This window comes from Drouetiella sp. (assembly GCF_059504425.1).
Genome location: NZ_JCACIN010000065.1, coordinates 1 through 17,704, shown reverse-complemented (window position 1 = coordinate 17,704; position 17,704 = coordinate 1). Strand labels below are relative to the sequence as shown.

The following is a 17,704-nucleotide window of genomic DNA, read 5'->3' as shown; positions in this document are numbered from 1 at the left end:
CCAGAGTTCTTCTAAGATACTGGCATCTTCACCTGAGCGAGGTTTTATGAGACAGTATCCTGACGAAGCTGAGCAATACATTGCCAAATTCACAGCTTCTTTATTGAGGCGGCGCAGTTTTTTGAAGTGGTGCGCTGCCTTTAGTACAGGCGCTCTCATCACCCAAGTTGCCTCTTGCACTCAGTCTACGACTTCTACTTCATCGCCCAGCTCTAGCATGTCTCCTGGTTCTAACATGGCTTCTGGAGCTAGCCCCACTACAGGCGAGCTGCCCGTGACGATCGCCATGGAGGAACTAATCGCTAAGGCAAAACAAGAAGGACAGCTCCGCGCCTACGGAATGCCGCCCGATTGGGCAAACTGGAAAGGCTGCTTTGACAGTCTAAAGACGAAGTATGGTATCACCAGCATCTATGAACCAGAGGGCGGTTTATCTTCTGCTGAGGAAGTGCAGAAGTTTTTGGCAGAAGTGAACAAGCCTGTGGGCGACATCGCCGATGTGGGAATTCTGTTCGGCCCTGAAGCCAAGGCAAAGGGAGCAACGGCGGCTTACAAGGTGTCTCGCTGGGCAGATATTCCAGACAATCTCAAAGATCCGGATGGACACTGGGCTTCTAACTACGGCGGCGTTTTGGCGTTTGCCGTGAATCCTAAAAAAGCGGGATCGGTGCCAAAATCCTGGGCAGAACTGCTGTCAGGCAATTTTTCTAACATGGTGGCGATCAACGGCGATCCGCGCCAGTCGAACAGTGCGTTACTGGCAGTAATCACGGCAGCTTATGCCAACGGCGGCAGCATTGATGATATCGAGAAAGGTGTAGATGCCTTTGCCAAGCTGAAAAAGCAGGGCAACTTTACCCCAGCGAAAGCCGACACGGCTGGTTTGCAGTCGGGTGAGGTCGGCATTGCCATCAAACCTGATTTCTTGGGGCTGACCGATCGCGACAAGTTTGCAGGCAATCCCAAAATTGAGGTGGTGATTCCCGAAGACGGTGCCGTCGCCACTAGCTATGCGCAAATCATCAACCGAGTGGCGCCCCATCCCTACACGGCTCGTCTCTTCCAGGAGTACATCTTCTCAGATGAGGGTCAGCTAGAGATGCTGAAGGGCTATGTGCGTCCTACATTGATTGACAAACTGACGATTCCGGCGGACATCAAAGCCAAGCTGCCCGATGCGGCGCAGTACAAAAAAGTAGTTCCGGCGATCGTTGATACCCAAAAGCTGGAAGCCGCTAAGAAAATCGTCACCGAGCAATGGGGGCCGAAGGTTCTGGGGCAGTAGAGGGGATGAGGGGAGAGGGTGGATGGGTGGATGGGTAGATGGGTGAATGAGGAGAAAGGGTGGATGAGGGGATGAATAACTTTCCCTCTCCCTGATCTATCTTTTCTCCCAATCTACTCCCCCACCCATCCACTCCTCTACCCATCCACTCCCCCACCCATCCACCCTATCCCCCAACTCTCTTCTAGGCATTAACGCATCCTGTTGCTCTATAGGTATCCTTATGAGTCTGGCAATCAAACCAACCCGATCGTTTTGGGTACGCTATCCCTGGGTTTCTACGGCGCTAGGACTGGCTCCCATGGCGATCGGGTTGATTGCATTCTTGGTGCTGCCGATTCTGCTGATGGTGGTTAGCTCTTTTCAGACCGATCAGGGCTGGTCGCTGAACAATTACTGGGGCACCATGCGCGGCGAGTATCTGCGGGCATTTTCCACAACGCTACAGATTTCTCTGGTGACGGCGGTCTTAGGCGGGGTGCTGGGCACTTTGACAGCGATCGCCCTTGCTTGGGGAACTTCTAGCCCTAACAATGGTTTGCTGACTCTGGCGAGTGTGGCGGCGAACTGGGGCGGGGTGCCTTTGGCATTTGCCATGATCGCCACGGTGGGAAATTCAGGCTGGGTGACAGAACTGTTACGGGCGAGCGGCTTTGACCTGTATAAGCAGGGTTTCACCATTTACGGCAACCTGGGGTTAATTCTTACCTACACCTATTTCCAGTGGCCGCTGATGTTGCTGCTGATGTTGCCCTCGGTACAGCGGTTTCGGCAGCAGTGGCGCGAAGCTGCCGAGAGCTTGGGAGCAACCAACGGTCAGTTCTGGCGCTGGGTGGCGATTCCAATTTTGATGCCTTCCATAATTGGCGGTATGGCGCTGCTGTTTGCCAATGCCTTTGGTGCCCAGGCGACTGCCTTCGCGTTAGCAGGAGGAGCGCTGAATCTCATCACGATCAAGATTACCTTTCTAGTGAAGGGGCAAACGGACTTTAACCCCGGTCTGGCAAATGCCCTTGCCGTTGAGATGACTGTGGTGCTGGCGATCGCCGTCATCATTTACCAGATCACCAATCAACGTGCCCGTCGCTGGATGAGGTGATGTTCTAGACGGGGTTGATTTTTTATTGATCTTCTAAAGAGAGTGCCGCGCTCCTTTCATAAAATCAACAGCCCACTTGAGACACCGCCGCTAGATGAAATAGCATAGGTCAAACCCATGACGATCGCGCCTCTGACTTCCCCACCTGCTCACGCTCCTGCTCAGACTGCCGATCGCCCCAAGAAGGGCACTTGGAGGCTGGTGCTAATCGCGGCGCTGTTGATCTATATTTTTATTCCAATCGTGGGTCTGTTGCGGTTTAGCACTCGTGCCGCTAACGGCATCAGCTTTCAGTTTTATCGAGATGCCTTTGCTGACCCTTCGTTCTACAGCTTCTTGGGTAACTCGCTGTTTGCCGGACTGTGGACGATCGCCATTACCCTCACCCTTACCACCTTTACGCTGTACTGGGCATACCTGAAGGCGCGTTGGCTGCTGCCGCTGATGGAAATGCTGTCGCTACTACCGTTTGTGGTACCTGCTGTAACGCTGGGTATTGGCTTAATTCAGGTATTTACTACGCCGCCTTTGGCGCTGACGGGTACGCCACAGCTCTTGATTGGAGCCTATGCGATCGTCACTTTACCTTTTGCCTACCGCGCCGTTGAGAATAGCCTTCAGGGAGCCAATGTCTTAACCCTGACAGAAGCCGCCGAGAGCTTAGGAGCAAGCTGGTGGAGAATCTTTATTGAGATCATTTTGCCCTGTGTCTGGTCGGGGGTGATTAGCGGTGGGCTGCTGGTATTTTCCTTTGTGTTTGGCGAGTTCACTCTGGCGCTATTTCTCGTCGGCTCTTCCTACCAAACCTTTCCTCTTTACATTCAACAGCTTTACTCCTATCAGCCTCAATATTCGGTAGTAATGTCGTTACTTTCTTTCGTTGCGACTTGGCTGGCGGCATGGCTGCTCGTGGTTTTTACTCGCGGAAAAAATTAGTGCTTGCTGTATTTATCTCTCTTTGTTCTTTAGCTTTCACCCTTTACCGCTATGTCCTATCTAGAGCTGGTTCATCTCTTCAAATCCTACGGATCTGTCATGGCGGTACAGGATGTTAATCTTCAGATTCCTGCTGGAGAATTTATTTCGCTGCTAGGACCTTCCGGGTGCGGCAAAACAACGATTCTCCGAATGATTGCTGGATTTGAAAAAACAACGGGCGGCTCCATTCTTCTGGAAGGACAGGACATCACCCACATCCCAGCAAACCGTCGAGATATGGGCATGGTGTTTCAGTCCTACAGCCTATTTCCCCACATGACGGCAGGGCAAAATATCGCCTTTGGGTTGCGGGTGAAGCGGTTGTCTCATGGGCAACAGCGGATTCGTGTCCATGAAATGCTGGAGCTGGTGGGACTTTCGGGGATGGGCGATCGCTATCCCCATCAGATGTCGGGTGGACAGCAGCAGCGGGTTGCCTTGGCGCGCGCCTTAGCCATTTCGCCTCGGCTGCTGCTGCTGGATGAGCCGCTCTCTGCTCTGGATGCCAAGGTACGCTTACAGTTGAGAAATGAAATTCGCCGGATTCAGCAGCAGTTGGATATCACCACGCTGTTTGTGACGCACGATCAGGAAGAGGCACTGTCCATTTCCGATCGCGTCGTTGTCATGTCCCAAGGACGTATCGATCAGGCGGGCACTCCTGAAGAAATCTATCTCACCCCAAGCACTGCCTTTACTGCCTCCTTTATTGGTGCGATGAATCAGATTCCGGGAGTTTGGGAAGGGGAACAGGTGCGAGTTTCAGCCCACCCTAATACGCAAATCCCCGATGAGTTTTTGCGAACTCAAACGATGGAGATATCTAACGGCACAAATGTTTTGGTGCTGGTGCGTCCTGAAAGCATCACGGTTCTTAGGCCAGAGGATTCAATACCCGCAGATTACAACCTGCTAAGCGGGTTGGTGACGAGCCGGATTTTCCTAGGTTCGGTAGTGCGGCTGTCGGTGCTGGTGGGGGAGTTTTATCTCAACGTCGATGTGCCTACGGCTCAGGCAGAGCAATTTACCTCAGGTCAGGTGGTGCAGTTAGGATTTCCTGCCGACCAGTGTCGCGTATTGGCGATCGCCCCTGCCGCTCCGCAATCTGCGCTACCCCACAAACAGGTGCGATCGGTAGTCTAGAGTTTCTAAGGTGATAGGTATAGCCATAATCATCGGGCTTAGGACGTTTTTGAGGGCGCGCTCCGCGCGCCCTCAAAAACGTCCCCGTTCTAACTGCTGTGAATACAGCCATAGCATTACGTAATTGAGTTAGGATGAGTTATTTTTTGAGAGCCGCGCTCCGCGCGGCTCTCAAAAAATAACTCGTTGGATCTAAGCGCGTAGCGCAAAATATAGCAACCGCCTTGGCAGTTGCTATATTTTGCGAACTCTAACGATCGCTCTCCAGTCTTCAATGTTTCAGATAAAATGAACCACGGCTAGACCGATTTCAGCGCCTAGTTCCTGGATGCAGTGTCTCTAAAAATATGTCTCAAAGTACCACTGAGCGATCGCCCCGCCTTTCTCAATCCAGCCCGTCCGAGCAAAACTCGGCTATTCCACAGGCAGACGTAATGGTTAGCCTAAAGCAGGTGACAAAGGTTTACACGAACGGCTGTCAAGCTCTGGCAGATGTAGACTTGAATATTCGCAAAGGAGAATTTTTGTTTATCACTGGGCCTTCTGGCTCTGGTAAATCGACTTTGCTAAAGCTGCTGTATGGCGAAGAACAGCCGACTCAAGGGACGATCGCGGTGAATGGCGATCTTGTATCCAGTTTACGCGGCAATCAGCTCTCGATGCTGCGTAGACAAATCGGCATTGTGTTTCAAGACTATAAGCTAATTCCCCGGCGTACCGTAGCCGAGAACGTGGCGTTTGTGCTGTGGGCGCAGGGTTTTACCCGCAAAGAAGTGCATCGTCGTCTGCTCCCGGCATTGAAAATGGTGGGATTGCAGCACAAAGCAGACTGTTTCCCCGATCAGCTTTCGGGTGGCGAACAGCAGCGCGTCAGCATTGCTCGTGCCGTAGTTAACACGCCACCGTTGCTATTGGCAGATGAACCGACCGGAAATCTTGACCCCGATAACTCCTGGCAGGTGATTAAAATCCTCAGAAAGCTAAACGCGATCGGCATTACGGTTGTGGTGACGACCCATGATGAACAGTTGGTCAGACTGTCCAACCATCCGGTGGTGCAAGTGCGAAACGGGCGGCTCTATCGCGTTCAGGCTTAGGCAATCTGCAATCTATTTGCGCTGTGCCAGCCGATCGCGAATGTCAGCTAGGCGATCGCGGCTGCCTATGGGCGATCGCGGCTGCGGCAGTTCGGTGTCGGGCCAGAGAGGCAGGTCGGCACAGGGGCACTCTAGAGGCTGCACCCCAACCGACAGAATAGGAACAGGCATTTCGCACCGGGCGCAAGGGTTGATTTCCCAAGTGGGCTGCAATAGCTCACTCAAAGTCTGGTTCGTGCCCTCCAGGTAGCATTTCTCCAGATTGGATTGCAGTATTTGCGCCCAGCATTGTTCAAACTCAGGGCTGTAGCGATCGCCCTGAAGTACTGACTTAGGCAAAAGCTCCTCAGCAGTGCCAATCTTCACTTTTCTACCCAATTGAAACCAGTGGGCAAGGTAGCGTTTGACTTGTTCAAAAGATGCCATAAGCGCAAGAGGGCGTAAATTGAGGACAAATATTGCTTAGCCCTATCTATAACTTACCCGTTTTGCCCAGTTGAAATCTATAGCTAAAGTTAAGTAATTGCCTGGGGTTTCGAAATTTAGATTGAATCCAAAATCTAAAACTTTAGCTCTGGTAGCGGTGTACCCAACTGGCTCAAGTTCAGCGCATATCCTCCTGTCACCAGATAAACCGGATTGGCAATCGCCCCAATTTGCCGGATCAGCTTGCCCAAGCGATCGCGGAACAGCCGACCGATTGGGTATGCAGGAACGATTCCCCAACCCGTTTCTTCAGCCACGAAGATGACCTGAGCCTGAACTTGAGACAGGCTAAGCAAAAGCTCTTGAACCGTCTGCTGCCAATCCGATTCGCTTTGGTCTAGCAAGTTTGCCAGCCAGGTGCCCAAAGAATCCACTAACAAACATTCTGAAGGAGTTGCCGCTTGAAGCGTTGTGGTGAGGGCGATCGGCACGGTTAAAGTCTGCCAGGTTGCCGGACGACGCTGTTGATGCAAGAGAATTCGACTTTGCCATTCCAAATCTTGCGGATCGGTTTGCGCCGTTGCTACGTAAACCACCGACTTGCCCGATTGAACGGCTAGAGCTTCTGCCCACTCGCTTTTTCCAGAACGGGCGGCTCCCGTGACTAGAATAACTTGGGCGATCGGAGAGGGGAGAATCATAGCCTTCAGCTTTTTGCATGACTTATTAGCTTAAAACATAATCTGGCAGTGGTATTGGGGTAATGATTTTATGTTGTGGGGAGAAGCCCCACAACATAAAATCATTACCTTTTGAGGACTACCTGTAATCTTACAGAAGAGAAGTCGTTAGAATAGGACGTAGAGAGTGCCTTTGCCAACCGTTTTGAAGTCTTGAGCCTTGAAGTTTTGATGCCTGTTGAGGGATAGGGGCGAACGATGAAACCTGAACTAAAACGAATTGAGGCAACGCTAGGTCGACTCAACCTCAGTGAGGGTTTTCACCCAATTGCCCATGAGCCTCAGCTTTTTCATCCGCAGTCTATTCATTCGCAAACTGGCGATAGTCAGCTTGCCTATGTTCAATCTCATGAAATATTAGACTATCCATCTCGACCCGCTTCAGCACAGCCCGTTTCAAGTCAAATTCCAGTTCAGGCTTTTCCAGTACAGGGCAACCCCAAAACGCTCTCTTTGCCGCGCTCGAAGCCACCCACCCTCAGCAGTCATCGCCATGCCGCCAATCCTAGTCTGGCAGCGAACTTGCTCAAAGAAATTGAGGCAAAAGTCACGGGCTGGCAGCAGGATTTAGAGCAAATTATTCAGCAAATTCGATCGCTCTACGAAGAAGGCCCGATCGTCGAGGGTTGGCTAGAGTCTTATTCTCCTGGCACGCCGCAAATTGTGCAGCCGGATAGAGGAGCGACCCTGCGTCATGCTGAGGTTGATCAGCTCATGGACTACATCGAAGAAATTTGCAGTGCGAAACCTGCGCCCCAGGAGGAAGCGATTGGCACCCGCTATCGGCTCTGTGGCTTAGATGCAGAGGGTCAGCTTTGGTCACGCTCTTGTCCGGCACAGCAGGTTCCTTACGTAAGTTTGGCGATCGCCCGCTACCAAAAACTGCGCATTTTGCTCGACAAAAAGCAGGTCTTAGAGAACCGCCTCCAGCAGTTGGTTCAAACCCTGACTTTACTCCACAGCCAGCTAGAAGAGTAGCCGCACCTTCCTTTAGCTCTAAAATTAGCCTTTGGCTTTAAATTCAGCCCTGCTCCTTAGGACTGATGTACTAACTTGCGCGATCGCGGTATCATTGATTGCGAAATGACTGTGTGATAATTGCGGAATTCGCTAGACGTCTTGAACCGTGTCAACCAGATTTCAGATGAGTTGACGATAGAATTGTTAAGAACCATTTTTTGTAGCTCGTAGCAGCCCCCTATTGCCCCGCCATGCCCAAGCGCACCGAGCCAAAGCGTAATACCTCTTCTAAAAAAGCTGAGGTCTTAAATCTAAGCCCCGATTTAGAGCAGACCTTGAACCCAGAGGTCGCTAGTGCTGAAACTCTTAACGGCAATGGTAGGGCTGCCCAATCGCGCGCTAAGCCTCAATCAAAGTCTTCTCCCAACACGATTCGTATCCGGGGAGCGCGTCAGCACAACCTGAAAAATATTGACCTAGAGCTACCCCGCGATCGCCTTATTGTATTTACGGGAGTCTCCGGTTCAGGCAAATCCTCTCTAGCATTTGACACGATTTTTGCCGAAGGACAGCGGCGCTATGTCGAATCCCTCAGCGCCTATGCGCGGCAGTTTTTGGGGCAGGTGGACAAACCGGACGTTGACGCGATCGAGGGGTTAAGCCCAGCTATCTCTATCGATCAAAAATCGACATCCCACAACCCGCGATCGACGGTGGGTACGGTGACAGAAATCTATGACTACCTGCGGCTGCTCTACGGACGTGCTGGAGAACCGCACTGCCCCCATTGCGATCGCTCGATTGTGCCTCAGGCGCTCGATCAGATGGTCGATCAAATTATGGCGTTGGGCGATCGCACTAAGTTTCAGATTTTGGCTCCAGTCGTGCGAGGCAAGAAGGGCACCCACAAGAAAATGTTGTCTAGTCTCGCCTCTGAGGGGTTTGTGCGGGTGCGGGTAGATGGCGAAGTGCGGGAACTATCTGACTCAATCGAGCTGGAGAAAAATCAGAGCCACAATATTGAAATTGTGGTCGATCGCCTGATCCGCAAAGATGGTATCCAGGAGCGGCTGGTGGATTCGCTCTCGACCTGCCTCAAGCGATCGGAAGGTATCGCCGTCATTGAGGTGACTCCGACCGAAGCAAGCGATAACGTCGTCCAGTTTCCTTCCCCCAATCCAGACGTGCAGCTTGCAGTCCTGTCTACGATCGCTGCCGAACCTGCCGGACGCTACGGTCAGCCGCCTAACCCTGCTCCAGATTCGCCCAGCGATCAGCCTAAAACTTACGACCTGGTATTCTCAGAAAACTTTGCCTGTCCAGAACATGGAGCCGTGATGGAAGAGCTTTCTCCCCGGCTATTTTCCTTCAACTCGCCCTATGGTGCCTGTCCGGATTGCCATGGATTGGGCAGCCTACGGCGGTTCTCGGCAGAGCTGGTGGTGCCCGATCCAAGTTTGCCTGTGTATGCGGCGATCGCCCCTTGGTCAGACAAGGACAATACCTACTATTTCTCGCTGCTTTATAGCGTCGGGCAGGCGTTTGGCTTTGAAATTCAGACTCCCTGGGACAAGCTGACTCCCGATCAGCAGCAGGTGGTTTTGCATGGCTCTGATGAGAAAATCTATATTGAGTCGGACTCTCGCTACCGAGATAACAAGGGCTACCATCGCGCTTATGAGGGAGCGTTGCCCATGCTAGAGCGGCAGTACAAGGAAACCACGTCAGACCTGTACAAGCAAAAGCTGGAGCAGTATTTGATCGATCAGCCTTGCGAAGTTTGCGGAGGCGATCGCCTCAAGCCAGAGTCCCTAGCGGTGCGCATGGGGCAATATCGAATCAAGGATTTTACCAGCGCCTCAATCCGGGACTGCTTGGAGCGGGTAAATAATTTGCAGCTTTCCTCTCGCCAAGCCCAAATTGGTGAACTGGTGCTGAAGGAAATTCGGGCGCGGCTTCAGTTTTTACTGGACGTGGGGCTGGATTACCTGACGCTCGATCGCACCGCTATGACTCTCTCTGGTGGCGAGGCTCAGCGCATTCGGCTGGCGACCCAAATTGGCGCAGGTCTGACGGGCGTGTTGTACGTCTTAGATGAACCCAGCATTGGACTACACCAGCGAGACAACGATCGCCTGTTAAACACGCTGAACAAGCTGCGGGATTTGGGCAATACGCTGATTGTGGTGGAACATGACGAGGATACGATCCGAGCCGCTGACTACCTGGTGGACATCGGGCCTGGAGCCGGAGTTCACGGCGGCGAAATTGTCTCTCAAGGCAGCCTAGAAGATTTGCTGAAGTGCGAGCGGTCTTTAACGGGTGCCTACCTCTCAGGACGGCGCGTGATTGATACTCCGGCTCAGCGACGGGAGGGAAATGGGCGATCGCTGCATATGCATGATGCCCATCGCAACAATCTTCACCACCTGGATGTTGAAATTCCTCTGGGTAAGCTGGTTTCTGTCACGGGGGTTTCTGGTTCTGGCAAGTCTACGCTGGTGAACGAGCTGCTGTTTCCGGCACTTCAGCACCATTTTGGGCACAAGATTCCCTATCCCAAAGACATGGGCGACCTGAGCGGACTCAATGCACTGGACAAGGTGATTGTGATTGACCAATCGCCGATCGGTCGGACACCGCGATCGAATCCCGCCACCTATACCGGAGTGTTTGACATTATCCGTGACCTGTTTTCTGAAACGATCGAAGCCAAAGCCAGGGGCTATAAGCCAGGACAGTTCTCGTTTAACGTCAAGGGCGGGCGCTGTGAAGCTTGCGGTGGTCAGGGCGTGAACGTGATTGAAATGAACTTCCTGCCGGATGTCTATGTTCAGTGCGAGGTCTGCAAAGGCGCGCGCTACAACCGGGAAACCTTGCAGGTGAAGTACAAGAGCAAATCCATTTCTGACGTTCTGAACATGACGGCAGAGGAAGCGCTGGACTTCTTTCAGAATATCCCCAAAGCCTCGGCAAGGCTGCAAACCATGGTGGATGTGGGTTTGGGCTACGTGCGGCTAGGACAAACGGCTCCAACCCTTTCGGGCGGAGAGGCTCAGCGCCTGAAGCTAGCAACGGAACTCTCACGCCGCGCCACAGGCAAAACGCTGTATCTGATTGACGAGCCAACCACTGGACTCTCGTTCTACGATGTTCACAAGCTGCTGGACGTACTGCAACGTCTGGCAAACATGGGTAACTCGATTCTAGTGATCGAACACAATCTGGACGTGATTCGCTGTGCGGACTGGGTAATTGATCTAGGTCCTGACGGCGGCGATCGCGGTGGCGAACTGGTGGCAGTTGGCACACCCGAACAGGTTGCCAAAAACGAGCGATCGCACACAGGGCGCTACCTAAAGAAAGTGTTGGCACAGCATCCACCTGCGGCAGTTTCTTAGAAGCTTGCGATTGCCCATCCCATTGTCAGAGAGCATGATTCGCCGCAGGCAAGCGAACAGGGTTAGTGTAGCGTTCACGGTACCAGTTGACGAAGCGCGGTAGCCCAACTTCAACTGGGGTGCTGGGTTGAAAACCAACATCTCGCACCAAATCATCGATATCTGCATAAGTCTCAAGCACGTCTCCCGGCTGTAGCGGCAGCAAGTTTTTCTTGGCGCTCATGCCCAGGCAATCTTCAAGCACTTCAATAAAGCGTAGAAGCTCAACGGGTTGATTATTGCCAATATTGTAAAGGCGGTATGGCGGTCGGATTGCTTCAGGATGAGCCGATGCTGCAATTATGGGAGGGCGATCGAGAACACGAATGACCCCTTCCACAATGTCATCAATGTAGGTAAAGTCGCGGCGCATTTTGCCGTAGTTATAAACCTCGATCGGGCGACCTTCGAGAATAGCCTGAGTAAATTTAAAAGCCGCCATGTCGGGTCTTCCCCATTCGCCGTAAACCGTGAAGAAACGCAGTCAGGTTGTGGGAATACCATAAAGATGGCTGTAGGTATGCGCCATTAGCTCGTTTGCTTTTTTGGTGGCGGCGTAAAGGCTAATCGGGTGATCAACATTGTCCTGCGTCGAGAAAGGCATCGTGCGGTTAGCCCCATAGACAGAGCTAGAGGAGGCGTAGACTAAATGCTGAATCTGATTTTGCCGACAGCCCTCTAGGACATTGACAAACCCAACCAGGTTGCTGTCTGCATAAGCATGAGGGTTTTTGAGCGAGTAGCGGACTCCGGCTTGGGCAGCCAGATGAATAACCCGATCGCAGGAATATTGGTTGAATAGATCGGCCATGTCTGTGCGATCGGCAATATCTAGCTTATGAAACCGAAAGTTTGAATGCGTGAGCTTTGCTAGCCGCCCGCACTTGAGATTGACATCATAGTAATCACTCAGGTTATCAATTCCAATCACCGTTTCGCCGCGCTCTAGCAGTTTTTGGCACACATGAAAGCCAATAAAACCAGCAGCTCCGGTTACAAGAATGGGGGACATAAAAGACTCCTGCTCAGAAACTAAATAGACCGCAAGGGAAGGTGGAAGTTGAGCGATTGTAGGATAGGAAAATGCTCGATCGCAGGATAGTGCAGAACAGTGAGCGTGTTGAAACAGAGAGAAATTCGAGGATAGTGAGTCTGAGGAAAAGCCAGGGTTTTGGCAATGAATTGTTGCAGAACAGATGTTTCAGCCATGACCAATCCCGTCACCAAAGGAGCAGGATGGGATTCTGAGGCTGAATGATTTGCAAGTGCCTGTTGCCAACCCAAGAGGCTATCGTCTGAGGCGATATGTAACTGAACGGCTTGAGGATGGTTTTGAAGCACTTTTTGAAGATTTACTTGAGCTGCATCTGAGCTGATGCTGAAATCAATTGCGATGTCTCTCATCGCATCTACGAGTGTGGGACTAATGTCGCCAGACGGAAGCAAGATCAAACGAATGCCTTGCTTACCTTCTTTTAACTTAGGCAGCGATTCTCCTAACGAATGCGTTAAGTTCATTGCCGTTAGCGTTGCTGGACGATCAGGATGGGTAAAGATCAGCTCGCTAATACCGCAGTTTGACTGCTGTAGACAATGATGCTGCGCTGCCGGAAGCCCGATCGCCTGACTGATGAGCGCATGATTGGTGCCACCATGACTGACGATCAGGAGGGTCTGTCCGGCATGGCGTGGCAGGACATCCTGCCAAAATTGCTGGGCGCGATCGTACAAGTCCAGCACGGGATAGCGCGGTCGCGTGGCCAGAGCCGTTGCCCCATGAGCGGCGTGATAGCCCGAAGGCTCAACCATTTGAAACTCATGCGGGCGCAGTTTCCAACAGCGATAGTCAGCAGCATATTCTTCGCGAACTGTCTTGAAAGGCATACCTTCCCATGCGGGCAGATCAATTTCACGCAGCAGGGAGCAAGTATGAATCGATGGAATTTCACGTTCCATACCTTGCAGAATGGAATCAACTGTCTGCTGAACCCGCTTGAGGGGGCTGACATAGAGTGCGTCGATCGCCACATCCCGCAGCGCTTTGCCAACTTGACGAGCCGCTATCATTCCAGATTCTGTGAGTTCCGCAGTATCAGAACTGCCTTGATAACGCCCTTGCTCATTGAAGGTACTGCGCCCATGTCGAACTAAAATTACGCGAGTGGGTAACATGAAACCTAGTCTCCAGTGAGTTTAAGTAGAAATCGTCTGGGCTAAACCCTGTAGCGCATCCTGCAATGCATCCTGCAATACGACAGGTGGCTCGATCGCCTCCATCAGCTTTAGCCGTTCAACGGTCGTCAGCAGCCGATCGCCTGCCTTGGCATTGATCGCCACCTGCTCTGGCGACTTAGCTCCCGGAATGGCCACAGGCTGAATGGGATGAGAAATGGCAAACCGCAGCGCTGCTGTCACCATTTCTTCACCAGGGTGCAGGTAGGTTTTCAGGCGATCGACTTTGGCGAAATCAGCCTCCAGCCTGCTGTTGCTGGCCTCGTCTGCATACCATTCAGAGCGAACGGTGTCGGTGAAAACGGTATCTGAAGAATATTTGCCCGACAACAGCCCTTTCTTGAGAGGGCCGCGCACCAGCACGGCAATGCCATGCTCCTGGCAGTAGGGAAGAAAGTCTGCTTCTGCTTTGCGATTGAGGAGGGAATAGTCAGTTTCCACAACGCGGCAGGTGTTGTTCACGTTGAATCGCTTGAGCACTTTGAGTTTATCCGTCGAAATGCCATAGGCACGGATATAGCCCTGAGATTGCAGCAGCTCAAATCCTTCTAGATAAACGCTCGGATCTTCGATTTTGCCTTCGTGGCAGAGCAGCACATCCAGGTAATCCGTTCGCAACCGATAGAGCGAGGCGTGAACGCAAAGTCGAATCATGTCTGTCGTCGTCATGGGCACCATTTGTCCGGTGCGTCTGCCCCAGCGACCAATTTTGGTGACGAGATGAACGCGATCGCGAATACCGACCAGCGCCTTACCCAACCGCTCTTCCGATAGACCCGTCGGAATTCCATAGGACTCTGCTGTATCAAATAAGTTAATGCCCTCTTCAAAAGCTCTGCGAACGGTGGCCAATGCGATCGCCTCATCAATTTTGCCCCACTGGTTGCCAATATTCCAGGTTCCCATTCCGATCGCAGAGACGTTGAAGCCAGTGGTGCCCAGTTGTCGATACAGCATGATTTACTCCTTATTTTTTGGGGGGCATTGCTTAATCCGGCTATGAAATTTATTTTGAGAGGTGCGCGCCCCTCAAAATAAATTTCATAGCTAAAATCAGCAACGCCTTTTGGGGTTCGATACAGGTCTTGAGGTTTGAGACAAGTCTTACAGCACTTTAGTCTGCCAAGCCGCGCTTGTGGCGCTCAGAGACATAGTGGTTTAATCGTTTTTCCAGTACAACCAGCCGCTTCTCTAGCCATTTGCGGCTAGCTGTGCTCAGAAAATTAAACTGATTGACGATCGGCTGAATGACTTCCTCCCGTCGCCGTCGCCCTAGCTTCTGGAGTCGCTTGACAAAGTATGTGTTCTCGACCAGATCCCATTTTTTCTGAAAGTGCAGCAGGCTCTGCCGCTCCCAAGCATCGCTCCAGCGCACCATAAAGTAGGGCAGATCCGACCATTTAAGGCTAGGTGCAGGGGGATGGGTGAGAAAAGTCACGACTGAAGCGGGTTCCAAATAGATCGTGCCCCCTGCGCGAGCAATCAGCATACAAAAGTCAAGGTACTCTTTGGTACAAGAAAACCCTTCATCGAGTAAGCCAATCTGCTCAAAAATGTCCTGGCGAACCAGCATCGAGTGAAACTCTACAAATCCAGTTGGCTGGCGCTTGAGCTGATCTTGCACCTCTGCAACAGAGCGATTCTGAAAGTAGGTTTTTTCTGATACCTGCCATTTACCCTTGATGTCTGCCGTTTGGGGAACGCTCGGCACCCCTTGGATGAATTTAGCCAAATCCTCCGTCGGCATATACTCGCCTCCAGCACAGTGAACGATCGTATGCACAGGGCGATATTGACACACCAGTGAACCGACTACCGTGGCTGCCGTCTCTTCAGCACAATTGACCAAAGCCGTCAGCCAGCCTGGGGCAAAAATTACGTCATTGTCTACAAACACGATATATTTGCTTGGCGTTTGCTGATTAGCCTGATTCAAGCCCAGATTTCTCGCCTGATTGGGGGAAAGAAAGCGATCGCTCCGCAACAGTTGAAAGCCTTTTTCCTTTGCTGCCGTTTTGAGATAATCTTGCAGATCAACAGGCGAGTTATTGTCTACATAGATGAGACTGAATGGATGATGCGTGTTCTGGTAAAGACTCTCAAGCGATTCTTGGGCAAACTGAAAACGTTCACGCGGAACGACAATGATCGTTACATCTGGACTGTACATAACGCCCTTTCCTATGATGTGAATTGTGCAGCTAAGGTTTTTGAGCTAGAGGATTTTTTTGACTGAGTTGATCCCCGATCGCGTTCTGAATTTGGTAAAGCGCCGAGTATCGCTTTCCTAATCGCAGCAGTTCCAAATGAGTACCGCTTTCTAGAATCTTCCCGGCTTCAACGTAACAGATCAGATCGGCATCGGTGGCAGCTCTCAGATCATGAGTAATCAAAAACGTGGTACTTCCTTGGGCAAGCCGTCTGAGCGCCTCGGTGACAGCCTGCTCATTTTCGTTATCCAATCCGACGGTAGGTTCGTCAAGAATAATAATCGGCGCTTTCCGAATGGCAGCCCTAGCGATCGCAATCCGCTGGCGCTGACCTCCAGAAAGGGTAGCTCCCCGCTCACCTAGCAGCGTGTCGTAGCCCTGCGGCAAGGCAGTAATGAAATCATGGGCATTGGCCAGCTGAGCGGCAGCTTCAATCTGGGCATTGCTGGCTCCCAGGCTGCCATAGGCGATATTGTCTCGCACGCTCACCCCAAACAAAATACTGTCTTGCAGGACGACGCTGATTTGCTGGCGCAGGGAAGCAACTTTGTAATCTCGCAGATCGCGCCCGTCAATCTGGATTTGTCCAGCCGTTGGGTCATAGAGGCGCAGGAGCAGACTCACCAATGTCGATTTCCCGCCTCCCGATGCGCCAACCAGCGCCACTCGCTGACCTGGCTTCACCTCAAAGCTGAGATCTTGCAAAATGAGTTTTTCCGGTTCGTAGGCAAAAGAAATATTCTTGAACTTGACTCCACCCCGGAAGGGAGGTGCTGCGATCGCCCCTTTGCGATCGCGAATATCTGGGACGACATCCAACAAATCAATAATTCGTTCGCCGGAAGCCGTTGCCTTCGAGATCATCGCCATCTGTTTGGCCAACTGACGAGTCGGGCGATAGGCTGTTTTGAGGTAATTAATAAACACCAGTAGATCCCCGGCGGTAGCGCTGCCCTGCATCACCAGATGCACGCCTCGCCACAGCACTAGCGCCGTTGCCACAGAGACCAAAAGCTCTACAGTGCGCTGGAGTCCGGCGGAGAGTTGCTGGGTTCGCGCCACTTCTTCCAGACTTTTCTCATTCTCTTTAGAAAACATATCCTCAAGCATGGACTCTAAAGAGAGCGCCTGTACAACTTTGATGGCACCCATCGCTTCGGCAGCAGTAGCGGCCATGGCTCCCTCTCGTTTGCGCTGCTGACGAGCGATGCTGTGAATCCGCTTCGTGATTTTGACGGTTGAGATGATAAATATGGGAAAGATCGCCACTGCAATTAGCGCTAGCTCCCAATCCATAAAGAACATCACACCCACCATACCCACAAGGGTGACTAAGTTGACAAACAGCGGTACCGCTGCGGTAACGGTCACATCTCGGAGGCGATCGATATCGCTAGTAATGCGAGTAATTAAATCACCGCCCTTAGCCCGATAGTGAAACGAAAGCGAAAGCTGTTGCAGGTGGGCATAGAGCGTTGCCCGGATTTCAGTGACAATCCGGCTGGCCGCCAGCGACATTCCTACCATGCTGATGTAGGCTGCACCTGCTTGAATGCTAGCAACGCCTATGATCGCCAGCGCTGAGCCGATTAGCAACATATTAGGCTCAACATTTGACAGCCAAGGAATGCTGCTCGGCGTAGCGCTAGCGCCAGGGACAATAATATTGTCGAAAATTAGCTTTAGAGGCCAGGGTTCCAACAATCTGGCCAAGACTTCTACAAACAGCCCAATCACAGAGAAGGTCAGTAGCGCACCTTGCTTACGGATCTGCGGCGAAAACCGTTCTACAATTCGCCGTAGGCCAGGTAGTGCTGCCTTTATGTCTTTGGGGCGTTGTCGCTTGGCTGGTGTTGATTCGCTGTTCACCGCTATCTCCAAAGGATTACAAGAGGTTTTTCTCTAACCCTAAGTTTTACAAGTTTAATTAAGCTGGCAATGAACCCTTTATGAGATTAGTCTCATAAAGGGGCAAGTTGGTAAGCTCAGTAGACCGCAAAGTCCTCCTATTTTTTCTAAAAGCTGGATTTCAAAGGCGCGGAGCGCCTTTGAAATCCAGCTTTTAGGGTTTTGTGGCGCGCGGAGCGCGCCACA

Annotated in this window: 13 protein-coding genes and 1 pseudogene; 7 read left to right on the top strand and 7 right to left on the bottom strand. The window is 51.9% G+C overall.

Annotated elements, in window-relative coordinates:
• Positions 1-46: 46 nt before the first annotated feature.
• From AC5JMP_RS15540 to ftsE, 5 genes are all read left to right on the top strand, one after another.
• A complete protein-coding gene (locus AC5JMP_RS15540) occupies positions 47-1,285 on the top strand; it encodes an ABC transporter substrate-binding protein (RefSeq protein ID WP_495852394.1) in 1,239 nt (412 codons plus the stop codon).
• A gap of 223 nt (positions 1,286-1,508) precedes the next feature.
• Positions 1,509-2,384, top strand: a complete 876-nt coding sequence (locus AC5JMP_RS15535) for an ABC transporter permease (RefSeq protein ID WP_495852393.1) — start codon at positions 1,509-1,511, stop codon at positions 2,382-2,384.
• Between the two features lie 117 nt (positions 2,385-2,501).
• Entirely contained in the window at positions 2,502-3,320 is an 819-nt protein-coding gene (locus tag AC5JMP_RS15530) for an ABC transporter permease (RefSeq protein ID WP_495852392.1), read from the top strand.
• A gap of 51 nt (positions 3,321-3,371) precedes the next feature.
• Positions 3,372-4,505 (top strand): ABC transporter ATP-binding protein, encoded by a 1,134-nt coding sequence (locus AC5JMP_RS15525; RefSeq protein ID WP_495852391.1) that lies wholly within the window; start codon positions 3,372-3,374, stop codon positions 4,503-4,505.
• 347 nt (positions 4,506-4,852) lie between these two features.
• Entirely contained in the window at positions 4,853-5,602 is a 750-nt protein-coding gene (gene ftsE / locus AC5JMP_RS15520) for a cell division ATP-binding protein FtsE (protein WP_495852390.1), read from the top strand.
• Positions 5,603-5,614: 12 nt separating this feature from the next.
• Here ftsE and AC5JMP_RS15515 read toward each other — a convergent pair whose 3' ends face one another.
• Complete coding sequence (locus AC5JMP_RS15515; RefSeq protein WP_495852389.1) at positions 5,615-6,028, bottom strand: hypothetical protein; 414 nt, start codon at positions 6,026-6,028, stop codon at positions 5,615-5,617.
• A 134-nt stretch (positions 6,029-6,162) separates the two neighbouring features.
• Positions 6,163-6,729, bottom strand: coding sequence for a bifunctional adenosylcobinamide kinase/adenosylcobinamide-phosphate guanylyltransferase (gene cobU / locus AC5JMP_RS15510; protein WP_495852388.1), 567 nt, complete (start codon positions 6,727-6,729; stop codon positions 6,163-6,165).
• A gap of 237 nt (positions 6,730-6,966) precedes the next feature.
• Between cobU and AC5JMP_RS15505 the strand changes: the two genes are divergently transcribed.
• Together AC5JMP_RS15505 and uvrA are read left to right on the top strand one after the other, a co-directional pair.
• On the top strand, positions 6,967-7,746 hold the full coding sequence (locus tag AC5JMP_RS15505) for a hypothetical protein (RefSeq protein ID WP_495852387.1): 780 nt from the start codon (positions 6,967-6,969) through the stop codon (positions 7,744-7,746).
• A 233-nt stretch (positions 7,747-7,979) separates the two neighbouring features.
• Positions 7,980-11,129, top strand: coding sequence for an excinuclease ABC subunit UvrA (gene uvrA / locus AC5JMP_RS15500; RefSeq protein ID WP_495852386.1), 3,150 nt, complete (start codon positions 7,980-7,982; stop codon positions 11,127-11,129).
• Between the two features lie 25 nt (positions 11,130-11,154).
• On the opposite strand, the pseudogene AC5JMP_RS15495 reads toward uvrA, so the two are convergent.
• The 5 genes and pseudogenes from AC5JMP_RS15495 to AC5JMP_RS15475 form a co-directional block, all read right to left on the bottom strand.
• A pseudogene (locus AC5JMP_RS15495) lies at positions 11,155-12,180 on the bottom strand (NAD-dependent epimerase).
• 20 nt (positions 12,181-12,200) lie between these two features.
• Positions 12,201-13,340 carry a histidine phosphatase family protein gene (locus tag AC5JMP_RS15490; protein WP_495852385.1) on the bottom strand — a complete coding sequence of 380 codons (1,140 nt, stop codon included), beginning with the start codon at positions 13,338-13,340 and terminating at the stop codon, positions 12,201-12,203.
• A 21-nt stretch (positions 13,341-13,361) separates the two neighbouring features.
• The gene (locus tag AC5JMP_RS15485; protein WP_495852384.1) at positions 13,362-14,357 is read right to left on the bottom strand and encodes an aldo/keto reductase; all 996 of its coding nucleotides are present in this window, start codon (positions 14,355-14,357) and stop codon (positions 13,362-13,364) included.
• 157 nt (positions 14,358-14,514) lie between these two features.
• Entirely contained in the window at positions 14,515-15,570 is a 1,056-nt protein-coding gene (locus AC5JMP_RS15480) for a glycosyltransferase family 2 protein (protein WP_495852383.1), read from the bottom strand.
• A gap of 31 nt (positions 15,571-15,601) precedes the next feature.
• Positions 15,602-17,479, bottom strand: coding sequence for an ABC transporter ATP-binding protein (locus AC5JMP_RS15475; protein ID WP_495852382.1), 1,878 nt, complete (start codon positions 17,477-17,479; stop codon positions 15,602-15,604).
• Positions 17,480-17,704: the final 225 nt, after the last annotated feature.

Coding starts and splice junctions, on each gene's coding strand:
- AC5JMP_RS15540 (WP_495852394.1), top strand. CDS start 47: ATGAGACAGTATCCTGACGAAGCTGAGCAATACATTGCCAAATTCACA.
- AC5JMP_RS15535 (WP_495852393.1), top strand. CDS start 1,509: ATGAGTCTGGCAATCAAACCAACCCGATCGTTTTGGGTACGCTATCCC.
- AC5JMP_RS15530 (WP_495852392.1), top strand. CDS start 2,502: ATGACGATCGCGCCTCTGACTTCCCCACCTGCTCACGCTCCTGCTCAG.
- AC5JMP_RS15525 (WP_495852391.1), top strand. CDS start 3,372: ATGTCCTATCTAGAGCTGGTTCATCTCTTCAAATCCTACGGATCTGTC.
- ftsE (WP_495852390.1), top strand. CDS start 4,853: ATGTCTCAAAGTACCACTGAGCGATCGCCCCGCCTTTCTCAATCCAGC.
- AC5JMP_RS15515 (WP_495852389.1), bottom strand. CDS start 6,028: ATGGCATCTTTTGAACAAGTCAAACGCTACCTTGCCCACTGGTTTCAA.
- cobU (WP_495852388.1), bottom strand. CDS start 6,729: ATGATTCTCCCCTCTCCGATCGCCCAAGTTATTCTAGTCACGGGAGCC.
- AC5JMP_RS15505 (WP_495852387.1), top strand. CDS start 6,967: ATGAAACCTGAACTAAAACGAATTGAGGCAACGCTAGGTCGACTCAAC.
- uvrA (WP_495852386.1), top strand. CDS start 7,980: ATGCCCAAGCGCACCGAGCCAAAGCGTAATACCTCTTCTAAAAAAGCT.
- AC5JMP_RS15490 (WP_495852385.1), bottom strand. CDS start 13,340: ATGTTACCCACTCGCGTAATTTTAGTTCGACATGGGCGCAGTACCTTC.
- AC5JMP_RS15485 (WP_495852384.1), bottom strand. CDS start 14,357: ATGCTGTATCGACAACTGGGCACCACTGGCTTCAACGTCTCTGCGATC.
- AC5JMP_RS15480 (WP_495852383.1), bottom strand. CDS start 15,570: ATGTACAGTCCAGATGTAACGATCATTGTCGTTCCGCGTGAACGTTTT.